Origin of the sequence: Streptococcus vicugnae (assembly GCF_016461705.1) — a bacterium.
GTDB lineage: Bacteria > Bacillota > Bacilli > Lactobacillales > Streptococcaceae > Streptococcus > Streptococcus vicugnae.
This window is the reverse complement of record NZ_JAEMHW010000001.1, coordinates 403,603-419,060: the sequence shown is the minus strand read 5'-3', so window position 1 is coordinate 419,060 and position 15,458 is coordinate 403,603. Positions and strand designations below refer to the sequence as shown.

The following is a 15,458-nucleotide window of genomic DNA, read 5'->3' as shown; positions in this document are numbered from 1 at the left end:
TAAAAAACTTAGGAGAAAATATTCATGACAACATTTCTTTGGATTTTGTTAGTTTTGGTTGCTTTGTTTGGTGGCCTTGTTGGTGGCGTTTTTATTGCTCGTAAACAGTTTGAAAAGGAAATCGGTGAACACCCACGCTTGACGCCTGATGCGATCCGTGAAATGATGAGCCAAATGGGTCAAAAACCTAGTGAAGCTAAAATTCAACAAACGTACCGTAACATTATCAAGCAATCTAAAGCAGCTGCAGCAAAAGCTAAAAAATAATCTTTACGCTTTGGTTTGAAAAATGCTAAAGGCGGACGGCTTATTGTTTGATAGTTTTTGACCTTACATACAAGTCAGTCTTTAACAAACGTTTTCGAGCACAGAGCTCAGAAATGAATGACTCAGTTGGCTCACCAACTGAGTTTTTTATAAGTCTACATTTAGAAAGAAGACAAAAAAATTTGGATAATAGACCAATTGGTTTTTTAGATTCTGGCGTTGGTGGCTTAACCGTTGTGCGTGAATTGATGCGTCAGCTACCACATGAAGAAATTGTATATATTGGAGACTCAGCGAGAGCTCCTTACGGTCCTAGACCTGCTGAACAAATTAGAGAATACACTTGGGAATTGGTTAATTTCTTATTAACTAAAAATGTTAAGATGATTGTTTTTGCTTGTAATACTGCAACAGCTGTTGCGTGGAAAGAAGTCAAAGAAAAACTTGATATTCCGGTTCTTGGTGTGATTTTACCAGGTTCTAGTGCTGCAATAAAATCGACACGTAATGGCAAGATTGGGATTATCGGAACTCCGATGACGATTAATTCAGAGGTTTATCCTGAAAAGATAAAATCATTGTCACCCAAAATGGAAGTGAGTGGTTTGGCTTGTCCCAAGTTTGTTCCAATTGTCGAGTCAAATGAAATGGGATCAAGTGTTGCTAAAAAAGTTGTTTACGAAAGTTTAGCACCACTTGTTGGTAAAGTTGATACATTAGTGCTTGGCTGTACACACTATCCATTGCTTCGCCCAATCATTCAAAATGTGATGGGAGCAAATGTAAAATTAATTGATAGTGGTGCTGAGTGTATTCGCGATGTATCAGTCTTATTAAATTACTTTGAAATTAATCACAGTCGCACAGAACATGCTGTTGATCATCATTTTTACACAACAGCAAGTAGTCAACGTTTTAAAGAAATTGCGGTGAATTGGCTAGGAACTGAGATTGACGTGCAACATGTTGATTTGGAAAAGTTGAACAAATAGAAATGAGATGGTAATAAATGGCTGATAAAATTTATGAGTATAAAGATAAAGAAAATTGGTTCCTTGGCGAATGGGGTGGCTTCAACGCCATTTCAGGACTTGGAAATGTTAGTGATGATGCCCTTTTTAAATTGAGCCAACAAGTTGCAAAACTTGTTGCCAGCAAATGCTGTGGTAAATGTCACGGACACGGTGAAGGCGGATGCCATAAAGATGAATTCAATGGTTATAACGTTACAGTTGTTAAAAAATCATCTGATTTCCAATTGATTCGTTTTGTTGTTGGCATGATTAACGAAGAGACTAATCGTCATTTAGATGTGCAACAACGTGCGGGAGCTGTTGTGGTTACTGAAGATGACCGTTTGTTGTTTGTGCATTTGCCAGAAGATGGTGTTGATGCGTCAGCCTTTTTTGGAAAAACATCTGAAAATGCTTTTGGAGATACAATCTTGATTGCAACACGTAATGAAGGTAAAACAAAAGAATTTCGCAAAATGTTTGATCAACTAGGTATCAAAGTTGAAAATCTAAACAATCACCCAGAATTACCTGAAGTTGAAGAAACTGGAATGACATTTGAAGAAAATGCTCGATTGAAAGCTGAAACTATTTCAAAATTGACTGGGAAAATGGTCTTAGCTGACGATTCTGGTTTGAAAGTGGATGTTCTTGGTGGTCTTCCTGGTGTATGGTCAGCTCGTTTTTCTGGACCTGATGCAACAGATGAATCAAACAATGCTAAATTACTTCACGAATTAGCAATGGTATTTGACATGAAAGATCGTTCAGCGCAATTCCACACAACACTTGTAGTGGCTGCACCAGGTAAAGAAAGTTTGGTTGTTGAAGCGGATTGGCCTGGCTACATCGCTATGGAAGCTAAAGGTGATAATGGTTTCGGTTACGATCCACTATTTTTAGTTGGTGAAACTGGACGTCACGCTGCTGAATTGACAGCAGATGAAAAAAATGAAATTTCACATCGCGGGTTGGCTGTTAAGAAATTAATGGAGGCATTCCCAGTATGGCAAGCAGAACAATAATTGTAATGAGTGATTCTCATGGTGATCGTGAGATTATTAGCGATATTAAAGAGCGTTATCAAGGAGAAGTTGATGCTATTTTTCACAATGGTGATTCTGAACTTCCTAGCTCAGATCCCATTTGGGATGGTATCAAAGTTGTTCGTGGTAACTGTGACTACGATAACGGTTATCCGGACAAGTTAACAACTTACCTTGATGATATTGTTATAGCACAAACTCACGGACATCTTTATAATATTAATTTTACATGGGATAGATTGGATTTATTTGCTCAGGAAGAAGATGCAGATATTTGCCTTTATGGTCATTTGCACCGAGCAGCTGCTTGGCGTAATGGTAAAACAATTTTTATCAATCCAGGTAGTGTATTACAACCTCGTGGGGAAGTTAAAGAAAAGCTTTATGCTAAGGTGATTATTACTAAAGATACTGTTAAGGTTGATTTTTACACACGTGACCACAAACTCTATCCGGCACTTTCTAAGGAATTTGACAGATGATAGCAAAAGAATTTGAAGAATTTCTTCTTAGCCACTTGGATCACTATTTGATTCCGGCAGAAGATTTAGCGATTTTTATTGATACGCATAATTCAGATCACGCTATGTTGTTACTAGCCAATAATGGTTATTCACGTGTTCCTGTTATTACCAAAGATAAAAAATATGTAGGAACTATCAGCATTGCAGACATTATGTCTTATCAAGCTAAAAATCAATTAACTGATTGGGAATTGGCTCAAACTGATATTGGTAAAATGGTGAACACAAAATTGGAAACCATTAGTGATACTTCAAGTTTGACGGATATCATGCACTTGCTTGTGGACTATCCATTCTTGCCAGTATTAGATAAGAATAACCAGTTTCTAGGCATCATTACTCGTAAATCGATTTTAAAGGCTGTTAATAGTCTTTTGCACGATTTCACTGATTATTATACGATTACTCCAAAAGATGATTGATTTTATCCAAGAATTTATTGATAGTAAGTCTCTCTCAGAGAATTCTAAAAATGCTTATTTTTATGATTTACAGCAGTTTGTCGAGGCTGTTGATGGCAAGGTCAGCAAAGAAAAGCTAGCTCTTTATGAGCATTCCTTGTCACCTTTAAAAACTTCAGCTAAGAAGCGTAAGATTTCAGCGGTAAATCAATTTTTATACTTTTTGTATGACACTGATCGCATTGATCGTTTTTATAAATTAAGTAATAAAGAAAAATTAGCTACTAAACCTGTTGATAAAGAGTTGCTAGATTATTCAGCTTTTTATCAAGATAGTCCTTATCAGGCTGGTCAGTTAATTGCGCTTTTGATGATTGAGCTTGGTTTGTCATCAAGTGATATTCAAGATTTAAAGGTTGCTAATCTTGATACAACTTTTGCGGTTTTGCGCGTGCAAAAAGCGGGATTAATCAGAGTATTAGAGGTTCCTACCAAATTACTCGATTATATGACTGCAAGTATATCTGATCAGCAGGTCTATCTTTTTGATAATCAAGGAAAATCCTATTCAAGACAGTGGTTTTTCAATCAGCTAAAGGCATTTTTAGCTTCTTTAGGATTAGAGAATTTATCAGCGCAGGATATGCGTCGTCAATATGTTTTGCATCAAAAAGCAAAAGGAAAATCTTTGTTAGAAGTTAGTCGCAATCTAGGGCTTAAAAGTCCAGTGACTTTAGAGAAATTTTATAACTAATGGATATTAAATTAAAAGATTTTGAAGGGCCTCTGGACCTGCTATTACACTTGGTTTCAAAATATCAAATGGATATTTATGATGTGCCAATCGTGGAAGTTATTGAGCAGTATTTGGCTTATATTTCGACTTTGCAGGCCATGAAATTGGAAGTGGCTGGTGAATATATGGTAATGGCCAGTCAGTTGATGCTGATAAAAAGCCGTAAGTTGCTTCCGAAAATTGTTGAGGCAGAGCCAGAAGAAAATGACCCTGAACAAGAATTGTTGACACAAATCGAAGAATATCGTCGTTTTAAAGCGATTAGTGAAGAAATGTCAGCACAGCACGATGAACGTGCTAAATTTTACTCAAAACCAAAACAAGAATTGATTTTTGAAGATGCGGCGTTGGCTCATGATAAGACAATTATGGATCTGTTTTTATCATTTTCACACGTTATGGCTGAAAAGCAAAGAGAATTAAAAAATAGCCATACGGTTGTCGAACGAGACGATTATCGCATTGAAGACATGATGGCGGTTATTACTGAGCGACTCACTCAGTCAAAAAAACTTGTTTTGAACAAGGTTTTCAACGAATGTCAATCTATTCCAGAGATGATTACCTTATTTTTGGCAACGTTAGAATTGATTAAAGTTCACGAAGTTGAAGTGGAACAAGAAGAAAATTTTGGAGATATTGTTTTACGAAGCGTTAATGAGTAAAATTGGTAACTCTTGGTAAACAACAATTAAGAAAGGAAGTTATATGAACTATTTAGCTCAGATTGAAGCCCTTCTTTTTGTAGCGGGTGAAGAAGGCTTGAGCTTACGCCACTTGGCTAGTATGGTTAATTTAACACCGACAGCACTCCAGCAACAATTGGAAAAATTAGCACAGAAATACGAATCTGATGAAAGCTCAAGCCTTTGTTTGATTGAAACGGCAGGCTGCTATAAAATCGTCACTAAAGAGATTTTTGCAGACTTGTTACGTGACTTTGCAAAAGCACCAGTTAATCAGAGCTTATCTCGGGCAAGTCTAGAAGTTTTGTCAATTATTGCTTATAAACAACCGATTACTCGTATCGAAGTTGATGATATTCGTGGGGTTAATTCGAGCAGTGCTATCAGTAAATTGATGGCGTTAGGTTTAATTCGTGAAGCTGGTAAAAAAGAAGTGATTGGTCGACCAAATCTATATGCGACAACGGATTATTTCCTAGATTTTATGGGAATTAATGATCTGAGTGAACTCATTGATGTGTCAAATATCGAAGTGGTTGATGAAGAAATGACACTTTTTGAACAGCCTGAATTGGCTGAAGAAGAATAAAACTCGCTAAAAATGACGAAATGGTGTAAAATAGCAAAAAAGCAGTTAAAGGAAATAAAATGAGAATTAATAAATACATTGCCCATGCGGGAATTGCCAGTCGCCGAAAAGCAGAAGAATTGATTAAAAAAGGTTTGGTGACTATCAACGGTAAGGTTGTTACAGAACTAGCTACAACTGTTAAATCTGGGGATATCGTCGAAGTGGAAGGCACTCCAATTTATAACGAGGAAAAAGTTTATTATCTTCTTAATAAACCTCGCGGTGTTATTTCAAGTGTGTCTGATGATAAAGGACGTAAAACAGTTGTTGACTTGCTACCAAATGTTACAGAACGTATTTACCCTGTTGGACGTCTGGACTGGGATACGACTGGACTTTTGATTTTGACAAATGATGGTGATTTTACAGATGAAATGATTCACCCACGTAATGAAATTGATAAAGTCTACTTGGCACGTGTAAAAGGACTTGCGACGAAAGAAAATCTTCGTCCGTTGACACGTGGTGTTGTCATCGATGGTAAAAAGACTAAACCAGCCCGCTACAATATCATTAAAGTGGATCCTGAGAAAAATCGCTCAGTGGTAGAATTGACAATCCATGAAGGACGTAATCACCAAGTTAAGAAGATGTTTGAATCTGTTGGACTTTTGGTTGATAAATTATCTCGTACACAGTTTGGTACACTTGATTTAGCGGGGCTTCGTCCAGGTGAATCACGTCGTCTGAATAAAAAAGAAATTAGCCAATTACACAATTTGGCTGTTAACAAACAAAAATGATAAAGAAATTACTTATTGCACTGGTAAAATGGTACCAAAAACATATCTCACCTATGACACCTCCATCATGTCGGTATCGTCCGACTTGTTCTAATTATATGATTGGAGCGATTGAAAAGCATGGGATAAAAGGTGTTCTTATGGGAATTGCACGTATTTTACGTTGCCATCCATTTGTAGAGAGTGGTGATGATCCGGTCCCAGATTATTTTACCCTTCGACGCAATAAAGATTTTCGAAGAAAAAAAGAGGAAAGCTAAAGCTTTCCTCTTTTTGTGTATTAATATTTAGACCATGTTTTTGGAATGAAGAGGAGTAGCATTGGGTAAATTTCCAAGCGTCCTGCAATCATAGCAAATGACATGAGTAGTTTTGAAAACGGACTAAAGATTGCAAAGGTTTGACTTGTTCCAAGCATTGGTCCAATATTGTTAAAGGTTGAAGTAGCTGCGCTGACCACAACCATAAAATTATTATTATCTAGTGATAGCAATAAGGTTAGTCCTAAAAGTAAGAAAACATATAATGTCAAATACTTAAGGACACCGTGTTGAATTTCCTTATCAAGTGGCTGTTCGTTGATATGGATAGTCATGATACGATTTGGGTAAAGGGTTGAGAGCACTTGATTCCTTGCAATTTTTGTCAAGATAAGTGCACGCATGACCTTAATACCACCAGCGGTTGATCCTGCTGAACCACCAATAAACATGAGAAAGAGCAAAATGACCTGAGCGAATAATGGCCAAACCGTCAGATCAGTTACGCCAAATCCTGTTGTTGTCATCACATTGGCTACTTCAAATAGAGAATTTTCTAGGGCTTTGCCCGCACTTGGGTAAAGTCCACTAACATTCAACCAGATTAAAGCTGTCGCAATCACGACAATACCAATATAAGTTCTCAACTCTTCATCTTTAAAGAAGGCTTTAAATTTGCGAAGAAGTAAGAAGTAGTAGAGGTTGAAGTTAATTCCGAAAAGTAGCACAGCAATTGATACAATATTTGTGATTAAAGAGCTATTATAGTGTGCAATGGAATCATTGTAAACACCAAATCCACCAGTACCAGCACAGCCCATGGCAGTAATAATACTATCAAAGGCAGGCATGCCAGCTACCATCAAAATAACCATTAAAATGGCAAACATACTGAGGTAAATGACATAAAGAATTTGTGCTGTTTCTTTCAGTTTAGAAACCACTTTACCAAAGACAGGACCAGGCACTTCAGCACGCATGACTTCTAAGTGACTATTTTTACTATTTTCCATGATAGCTAGTGCAAACACCAATACTCCCATCCCACCGATAAGGTGAGCGAAGCTTCGCCAAAAGAGCAGAGAGTGTGATAATACAGCTACATCAGGCAAAATAGTCGCACCGGTCGTGGTAAAGCCAGAAACCATTTCAAAGAAAGCATCGATGATACTTGGAATTTGTCCTGAAAGTACAAATGGTAGTGCTCCAAAGAAAGACCAAAGTATCCAACACAGAGCAACAATCAAAAGTCCCTCTTTAGTGTAGACATGGTAATTTTTGGGCTTGAAAGCCACTCCAAGAAGTCCTATGATAACGAGAATACCAATTGTAATAACAAGGCTATTAATCACTCGCATATCTTCATGGTAGATAAAAGCCACAATCACAGGAACCAGCATCAAAGAAGCTTCAATCAATAGGAGTTTTGCTAGGAGGTAACGAACCATACTCTTATTCATAACTTACCTCGCTAACAAATCATAGATGCGCGTGATGTTTTTCAAGAATGTAACAACGACAATCTTATCGCCAACTTCAAAGACATCCTCACCCGTTGGATAAATAGTTTTACCATTGCGGATGATTGCGGCAATCAGAATATTTTCTTTAAATTTAAGTGATGAAAGGCTCTTGCCTGCCATTTTATTATTCTCGCGGATTTCAAATTGTAAGGTTTCAATACGACCGTTGGCAACGTGGTGCATGGCATCGAGGTTTGAGTCTTGAGCATTTACACGACCACGGATAAAGTGCATCATTGAATCCACGGCAATACTTTTTGGTGTGACAATACTTGAAAATTGGCTAGTGTCAATAATTTCAAGCAAGCTTGTACGGTTAACTTTAGTGATGTTTTTTCGAACGCCAAGTGTTTCAAGGAACATTGAAGTGATGATGTTTTCTTCATCCACTCCTGTTAGTGTTGCTACAGCATCAAAGTTCTCTACACATTCTTCTAGGAGAACACTCTTAGCAGTACCATCAGCTTGTACCACATGGACATTTGGGAATTCTTGGCTGAACATTTGAGCTTGCTCAGGATTGTTTTCAATGACCTTAAGATTCATCTTAGTGTTCTTAAGAATGTTGAGCAAGTAGTAGGCAATTCGTCCGGCACCAATAATCATCATATTTTTGATAGATTTGGTTTTAACAGAATTGTGGAAAAGAATCATGTCAATACGATTTCCAGTGACAAAAATCTTATCAGCTGTTTGGAGTGTGGCATCACCGTCAGGAATAATCAATTTTCCACGACGCTCAATAGCACAGATAACCAAGTTACCGAACTTTTTACGGAATTGACTTAAGCTCATATGACAAAGTTTACTGCCATCAGAAATTACAAATTCCATCAGCATGACACGTCCATTGACAAAGTGCTCAACAGAAAGGGCATTTGGAAAGTCAACTGTATTGGCAATGTAACGCGCTGTAAGCAATTCAGGATTTACCACCAAAGAAAAGCCAAGGAAATTTTTATCTTTGAAGTAAGCGTTAGAATACTCTGGATTACGAACACGGACAACCGTTTCTTTAGCTCCCATTTGTTTAGCAAGAACGGCTGAAATCATGTTAACTTCGTCTTTATCAGTAAGAGCAATGAAAATATCGCAGTTAGCAACATCTGCTTGCTCAAGGATTTTAAAGTTAGCACCATTACCAACGATTCCCATGATATCGTGACGTTTGGTAATGTTTTTTAAAACAGCTTCTTTTTCTTCAATTAAGACGACGTTATGTTTTTCTTCAACAAGTGAGCGACAAAGTGCAGTACCAACCTTACCTCCGCCGACAACAATTATTTTCATTTTAACCTCCGAAATATATCGTATCTATATTACTCTATTTTTCCTAAAAATACTAGCCATTTCAACTGTTTATAAGGGATTAAGCTTGATTTATCAAAGCTAACATTGATTGTTAAAATTAGGTTACAAATCATCAAAACGCTTGCGAAATGTTAGTGAGAGAACTATAATGAGTCGTTATCTAATTTTAGGGAGAAATTTCAATGCTTGAAAAGTTACGAAATGTTTTTATTGGTAATCCCTTGGAATCAGCTGGCGAGTCTGATGAGGACCATCTATTATCCAAATCACAAGCTTTAGCTATGTTGTCCAGCGATGCCCTTTCATCAATTGCTTATGGTCCAGAACAAGTTATCTTGGTTTTAACAACTATTTCTGCGGCAGCAATTTGGTGGTCATTACCAATCGGACTTTTAGTTTTGGTATTGTTAGCAAGCTTAACGATTTCTTATCAACAAGTTATCCACGCTTATCCTAAAGGCGGTGGTGCCTATATGGTATCTACTGAAAATCTATCACCAAGTATGGGATTAATTGCCGGTGGTAGTTTGTTGGTTGATTATATGTTGACAGTCGCTGTTTCGGTATCATCTGGTGCTGATGCCATTACATCAGCTTTCCCAGCCATTAAGGAATTTAATTTAGAAATTTCAATTGTCTTGGTTTTGATTTTGATGTTTATGAATTTACGTGGTTTACGTGAGTCGGCAAAATCATTGATGATTCCGGTGTATTTGTTCATTGTAAGTATTTTATTCTTGATTGCTTACGGTGCTTTCCAAATCCTTACAGGACATTTGGCTTATACTGCAACGGCGCATGTTGGTAAAGTTGTTCCGGGAGTAACTTTAATCCTTCTACTTAGAGCCTTTACAAGTGGTTCGGCATCACTTACTGGTGTTGAAGCCATCTCAAATGCGGTACCATTTTTCAAGAAACCTAAAGAGAAAAATGCTGCTGGTACACTGGCTATTATGTCACTAATTCTTGGAATTATGTTCGCAGGTATTACCTTTCTAAACTATTGGTTAGGAATTATGTCATCGGCACATGTAACTATTTTGGCTCAAATTGCACAACGTATTTTTGGTGACTCAGCAATCGGAAATGCGCTCTTCTACGTTTTCCAATTGTCAACAGCCTTAATCTTGGCAGTAGCTGCCAATACAGGTTTTTCTGCCTTTCCAATGTTGTCATTTAACATGGCTAAAAACAAATACATGCCTCACCTTTTCATGGAAAAAGGAGCACGCCTTGGCTATTCAAATGGGATTATTACCTTAGCAGTAGGAGCAATTGCTTTACTTTGCATCTTTAATGGCTCAACTGAACGCCTTATTCCGCTTTATACCATTGGTGTTTTCATTCCATTTGCTCTTTCGCAAACAGGAATGGTCATCCATTGGAAACGACAATATGGTAAGGATTATTTGAAACATTCTATTGCAAATATCTTAGGGGCTGTGATTTGTTACCTCATCATTCTTATCCTATTGATTTTTAGAATTGGTGAAATCTGGCCATTCTTCCCAATCATTCTTGTCTTGATGTTCCTCTTTTATTCCATTAAAAATCACTACAGGAATGTTGCCATGCAATTACGTTTAACGGATGATGTGAAGAACATTCATTATGATGGCAATACGGTTTTGATTTTGGTCGGAAATATGACGCAAGCAAGTATCCGTGCTATTAACTATGCTAAAAGTATCGGACAAACAGTTGTTGCCATGCACGTGTCAACTTTGGAAACACGCGAAAAAGATTTGGAAGTTGAACAAGAATTTAAACACTATTTCCCAGATGTCACATTTGTCAATATTGAATCGAATTACCGTGATATCGTGAAACCAACCATGTTGTTTGTTCAAAAAATGAATCATGAAGCTAAGAAAAATAAACACACCATGACGGTTATTATTCCAAAATTCATTCCAAAACATAGTTGGCAAAACATGCTTCACAACCAAATGAGTCTACGCATTCGTGCTCGTTTGCGCTGGTATGAAGATATTATCATTGCAACTTATTCATATCATTTGAAAAAATAATCGATGTCCATGAAGCCTTGAATATCAAGGCTTCTCTTAATTTTACAAAAGAAAGGGTTTTCAATGAAAGAGACTTGAAAAAAGCCATAAAAACGTGACATTTTCGCGTCAAATACGTTGACTTTGCATGTTAAAGTGTTATAATAAATATCAAGAATTCGTTAGTTTAAATCAAACCTGTTATGATTTAAGTTAATGAATCGCCGCCAACCACGCTGTTTGCTGAGCTTGACTCCGGGCAGTGTGGTTTATTTTTATGTCAAAAAACTGAGAGGAATCGTTATGAATATCGAAGAACTTGATTATCAAGAAGAAGCTACTAAAGCCGTCAATCATGTCGTTCTTTTTCAACCACAAATTCCACAAAATACAGGAAATATTGCCAGAACTTGTGCTGCGACTAACACCCCATTACACATTATCCGTCCGATGGGATTTCCAATTGATGACCGTAAGATGAAACGTGCTGGCCTTGATTACTGGGATAAACTTGATGTGACTTTTTATGATAGCTTAGATGAATTTATGGAAAAATGTGATGGACAAGTTCATTTGATTAGCAAATTCGCTGAAAAAGTTTATTCAGACGAGCAGTACAATGATGGTAAACATCACTATTTCCTTTTCGGTCGTGAAGATAAAGGGTTACCAGAAGAATTTATGCGAGCAAATCCAGAAAAAGCACTCCGCATTCCAATGAATGATGAACACGTGCGCAGCTTGAATTTATCAAATACTGTTTGCATGATTGTTTACGAGGCCCTACGTCAGCAAGCATTTCCAAATTTGGAATTGACTCATACATACGCGCATGATAAATTAAAATAAATGAAAAACAACTAGAAATAGTTGTTTTTTTGCTTTATTATAAGCTTTTTGAGCTGAAATCATTGCAGTGGCGGCGTTTTTTTGATATGCTAAGAGTGTCTTCAGGGCAGGGTGTAATTCCCGACCGGCGGTGTTGCCTCTCGTTGCCTGACTTTTGCTTTAATTCATCGTTGACTTCCCTTTCCTAACATCAGTTATGTCTGTGGGTTGTCGCCTAGACTAAAAGTAAAAGGTCAAACAATTTAGTTTGGTAAGAGAACGAGAGCAATTTGAAAGTCCGCGAGCTGCACTTGCAGTTGATCTGGTGAGATTCCAGAACCGACAGTAAAGTCTGGATGGGAGAAGACCAAGAGTTTAGCTCGTTTTTATGTAGAGCTCTATACTCGAACGCCTTCTTTCAATTTGAGAAAATTGGAGGAACTTTTTTATGCCTGAAACTATGACTAATACGCGTAAGTTGGCGCATATTGCTATTTTATCGACGCTTTCGTTCTTGTTGATGTATTTGCAATTTCCGTTGATTCCATCAGCTAGCTTCTTGCAATTTGATTTTTCTATTTTACCAGTTTTAATTGGTCTTGTGATGATTGATTTGCAAAGCGCACTTGGAATTTTGATTTTGCGAACACTTTTGAAGTTGATGCTAAACAACGGCGGCATTGCAACTCTGATTGGTATGCCAATGAATGTGGTTGCTTTAGGTGTTTTCTTGTTAGCTATGGCTTTCATTTGGAATCGTAAACCAAGTTTAAAAAACTACGTTTTGGCTTCAGTTGTGGGAACGCTTGGCTTGACCGTGGCAATGTTGGTCTTAAATTATATCTATGCGGTACCACTTTACGCACAATTTGCTAATTTTGACATTTCAGCTATCCTAGGTTTGGGAAATTACCTCTTTGCGATGGTTGTCCCATTTAACTTAATTGAAGGACTTATTTTTTCAGTGTCCTTCTTTATCCTATGGGGCTTTTTAAAACCAATGGTTAAATAATAAATATCCAAAAGGTTAGAAACGGCTTGTTTCTAGCCTTTTTAGCTACCTAGAATTGTACTGACACAATTTTGCCACAGATTTTAAAGGATATGACTGGGATAAAAAAATTAACTAGGTTATAATAGTACTACAGCACTAAATTGTTGTGAAAGGTATTAGAATGAAACACAAACAAACTTACTTTTCAATTGCCTCATCATTTCTTGTTCTTTTTATGATATTAGGCTATATTGTTAAGTTTTATCCTGAGGTACTAGTAAGTATCGATTCAAGTATTCAATCAAGTGTGCGTGGGGATTTGCCAAATCACTTGAGTATATTTTTCAAAGCAGTGACGAATTTTGGTCATGAAGCTTTGGTTTTTGTTTACACATTTGCTATCTCAGCAGTCTTTTATTTCAAAAAGAATTGGAAAACAGAAGCTCTCTTTTTATCAGGTAATTTGGTCTTGATGGGAGTTATGTCAACAATTTTCAAATATCTCTATAATCGCCCGAGACCAAGTCTTGAGTATTTGGCTAAGAAACCACTAGGCCCATCTTTCCCAAGTTGGCATGCAGCGTCAACGATGATTGTAGCCATTAGTTTGATGATTATTATTGAACAACATTTGACGAAAACTTTGGCAAAACGCTGTTTACAAATTTTGGTTTTAGTAATTGCTTTGACAACGGCTATTTCACGTATTTATCTAGGTGTTCATTATCCATCAGATATCTTAGGTGGTTGGTTATTAGCTATTACTATTTCAGCAGCTGTCTATCCAATTTATGATCAAAAACGATTTGAATGGCGTTTCCAAGATAAACAAGATTAAATTAATAGCTAAGGGCGACCACTTGGTCGTCTTTTTAAGGTGACTAGAGTTTGTCTGATAAGTAGAAAGTGTTATAATAAAAGCTATGAAAAAACGTTACAATACTCTAAATGATTATTATCGCGAGATTTTTGGAGAAAAAATATTTAAAGTTCCTATTGATGCAGGATTTGACTGCCCAAACCGTGATGGGACAGTAGCACATGGCGGCTGTACCTTCTGTACGGTATCAGGTTCTGGTGATGCGATTGTAGCTCCAGATGCCCCAATCCGTGATCAATTTTATAAAGAAATAGATTTCATGCACCGCAAGTGGCCGGATGTTAAAAAATACTTGGTTTATTTCCAAAACTTCACTAACACCCATGATACAGTAGAAGTGATTCGTGAGCGTTACGAGCAAGCAATTAATGAACCAGGTGTTGTTGGGATTAATATTGGAACACGTCCTGATTGTTTACCTGATGAGACAATTGCTTATATCGCTGAGTTGTCTGAGCGTATGCATGTGACTGTCGAACTTGGTTTGCAGACTACTTATGATGAAACGTCTAAGATTATCAATCGTGCGCACACTTATGATTTGTATGTTAAAACTGTAAAGCGTCTGCGTGAACTGGCACCAAAAGTGGAAATTGTTTCTCACTTGATTAATGGTTTGCCCGGTGAAACGCATGAGATGATGCTTGAAAATGTTAGACGTTGTGTGACAGATAATGAGATTGATGGGATTAAACTGCATTTGCTTCACTTGATGACAAGTACCAAAATGCAACGTGATTACCATGAAGGACGCTTAAAACTCCTTAGCATGGATGAATATGTCAATATTATTTGTGATCAATTGGAAATCATTCCGAAACATATCATTATTCATCGTATTACAGGTGATGCTCCGCGCGATATGCTTATCGGTCCAATGTGGAGTCTTAAAAAATGGGAAGTTTTGAACGCTATTGATAAAGAAATGGAACGCCGCGGTTCTTATCAAGGCTGTAAATTAGAAGAGGAGTCTAAATCATGATTAAACGTCCGTTGCATTTGTCTCATGATTTCTTGGCTGAAGTGCTAGATGATAGCGCGGTAGCCATTGATGCGACAATGGGAAATGGGAATGACACAGCCTTTCTGGCGCAAAAGGCTAAAAAAGTTTATGCCTTTGATGTGCAAGAACAAGCTTTAAAAAGCACACAAGAACGTTTAGAAAAACAAGCTATTTCAAATGCTCAATTAATTCTTGATGGTCATCAAAATCTTGACCAATACGTTAATGAGCCAATTCGCGCAGCTATTTTCAATCTTGGTTATTTACCAAGTGCCGATAAGACAGTCATTACAAAACCTGATACCACTTTAGTGGCTATTGAAAAAATCTTAGAACGTCTTGAAATCGGTGGTCGTCTAGCTATCATGATTTATTATGGCCATGAAGGTGGCGACATGGAAAAAGATGCAGTGCTTGATTTTGTGTCAGCACTTGATCAAAAAGAATTTGCAACAATGCTATATAAACCTTTGAACCAAATTCACCAACCACCATTTTTGGTTATGATTGAAAAATTACGTTAATAAGTAAAACCTCTATGAT

At 37.1% G+C, this 15,458-nt stretch carries 18 protein-coding genes; 16 read left to right on the top strand and 2 right to left on the bottom strand.

Annotated elements, in window-relative coordinates:
- Positions 1–24 precede the first annotated feature (24 nt).
- The 10 genes from JG537_RS02070 (at position 25) to yidD (ending at position 6,367) form a co-directional block, all read left to right on the top strand.
- A complete protein-coding gene (locus JG537_RS02070; protein ID WP_006532899.1) occupies positions 25–267 on the top strand; it encodes a YneF family protein in 243 nt (80 codons plus the stop codon).
- A gap of 182 nt (positions 268–449) precedes the next feature.
- The gene (gene racE / locus JG537_RS02065) at positions 450–1,259 is read left to right on the top strand and encodes a glutamate racemase (protein WP_132869776.1); all 810 of its coding nucleotides are present in this window, start codon (positions 450–452) and stop codon (positions 1,257–1,259) included.
- Between the two features lie 17 nt (positions 1,260–1,276).
- Positions 1,277–2,305, top strand: a complete 1,029-nt coding sequence (locus JG537_RS02060) for a nucleoside-triphosphate diphosphatase (RefSeq protein ID WP_132869775.1) — start codon at positions 1,277–1,279, stop codon at positions 2,303–2,305.
- The gene (locus JG537_RS02055; protein ID WP_281402425.1) at positions 2,287–2,808 is read left to right on the top strand and encodes a metallophosphoesterase; all 522 of its coding nucleotides are present in this window, start codon (positions 2,287–2,289) and stop codon (positions 2,806–2,808) included. Before JG537_RS02060 ends, JG537_RS02055 begins: the two co-directional genes overlap by 19 nt.
- A complete protein-coding gene (gene cbpB / locus JG537_RS02050) occupies positions 2,805–3,272 on the top strand; it encodes a cyclic-di-AMP-binding protein CbpB (protein ID WP_199542992.1) in 468 nt (155 codons plus the stop codon). Before JG537_RS02055 ends, cbpB begins: the two co-directional genes overlap by 4 nt.
- Complete coding sequence (gene xerD, locus JG537_RS02045; RefSeq protein ID WP_199542990.1) at positions 3,265–4,005, top strand: site-specific tyrosine recombinase XerD; 741 nt, start codon at positions 3,265–3,267, stop codon at positions 4,003–4,005. The genes cbpB and xerD overlap by 8 nt, the downstream gene beginning before the upstream one ends.
- Positions 4,005–4,712 (top strand): segregation/condensation protein A, encoded by a 708-nt coding sequence (locus JG537_RS02040; RefSeq protein WP_199542986.1) that lies wholly within the window; start codon positions 4,005–4,007, stop codon positions 4,710–4,712. Before xerD ends, JG537_RS02040 begins: the two co-directional genes overlap by 1 nt.
- 43 nt (positions 4,713–4,755) lie before the next feature.
- Positions 4,756–5,322 carry an SMC-Scp complex subunit ScpB gene (gene scpB, locus JG537_RS02035; protein WP_199542983.1) on the top strand — a complete coding sequence of 189 codons (567 nt, stop codon included), beginning with the start codon at positions 4,756–4,758 and terminating at the stop codon, positions 5,320–5,322.
- 59 nt (positions 5,323–5,381) lie between these two features.
- Positions 5,382–6,107, top strand: a complete 726-nt coding sequence (locus JG537_RS02030) for a pseudouridine synthase (RefSeq protein WP_199542980.1) — start codon at positions 5,382–5,384, stop codon at positions 6,105–6,107.
- Positions 6,104–6,367, top strand: coding sequence for a membrane protein insertion efficiency factor YidD (gene yidD / locus JG537_RS02025; protein WP_199542977.1), 264 nt, complete (start codon positions 6,104–6,106; stop codon positions 6,365–6,367). Before JG537_RS02030 ends, yidD begins: the two co-directional genes overlap by 4 nt.
- A 20-nt stretch (positions 6,368–6,387) precedes the next feature.
- Here the strand turns inward: yidD and JG537_RS02020 are convergent, their stop codons facing one another.
- Both JG537_RS02020 and trkA read right to left on the bottom strand, forming a co-directional pair.
- Positions 6,388–7,827 carry a TrkH family potassium uptake protein gene (locus JG537_RS02020; protein WP_199542974.1) on the bottom strand — a complete coding sequence of 480 codons (1,440 nt, stop codon included), beginning with the start codon at positions 7,825–7,827 and terminating at the stop codon, positions 6,388–6,390.
- A 3-nt stretch (positions 7,828–7,830) separates the two neighbouring features.
- A complete protein-coding gene (trkA, locus tag JG537_RS02015; RefSeq protein WP_199542972.1) occupies positions 7,831–9,180 on the bottom strand; it encodes a Trk system potassium transporter TrkA in 1,350 nt (449 codons plus the stop codon).
- 203 nt (positions 9,181–9,383) lie between these two features.
- Here trkA and JG537_RS02010 point away from each other — a divergent pair, with 203 nt between their 5' ends.
- The 6 genes from JG537_RS02010 (at position 9,384) to mnmM (ending at position 15,439) form a co-directional block, all read left to right on the top strand.
- Positions 9,384–11,231, top strand: a complete 1,848-nt coding sequence (locus tag JG537_RS02010) for an APC family permease (RefSeq protein ID WP_199542969.1) — start codon at positions 9,384–9,386, stop codon at positions 11,229–11,231.
- A 282-nt stretch (positions 11,232–11,513) separates the two neighbouring features.
- Positions 11,514–12,059 (top strand): tRNA (cytidine(34)-2'-O)-methyltransferase, encoded by a 546-nt coding sequence (locus JG537_RS02005; protein WP_199542966.1) that lies wholly within the window; start codon positions 11,514–11,516, stop codon positions 12,057–12,059.
- A 427-nt stretch (positions 12,060–12,486) separates the two neighbouring features.
- Positions 12,487–13,050, top strand: coding sequence for an ECF transporter S component (locus tag JG537_RS02000; protein WP_199542964.1), 564 nt, complete (start codon positions 12,487–12,489; stop codon positions 13,048–13,050).
- Between the two features lie 163 nt (positions 13,051–13,213).
- Complete coding sequence (locus JG537_RS01995) at positions 13,214–13,870, top strand: phosphatase PAP2 family protein (RefSeq protein WP_199542955.1); 657 nt, start codon at positions 13,214–13,216, stop codon at positions 13,868–13,870.
- A gap of 85 nt (positions 13,871–13,955) precedes the next feature.
- Entirely contained in the window at positions 13,956–14,894 is a 939-nt protein-coding gene (gene mnmL, locus JG537_RS01990) for a tRNA modification radical SAM protein MnmL/YtqA (protein ID WP_132869829.1), read from the top strand.
- Complete coding sequence (gene mnmM, locus JG537_RS01985) at positions 14,891–15,439, top strand: tRNA 5-(aminomethyl)-2-thiouridylate-methyltransferase MnmM (protein ID WP_132869830.1); 549 nt, start codon at positions 14,891–14,893, stop codon at positions 15,437–15,439. Before mnmL ends, mnmM begins: the two co-directional genes overlap by 4 nt.
- Positions 15,440–15,458 lie beyond the last annotated feature (19 nt).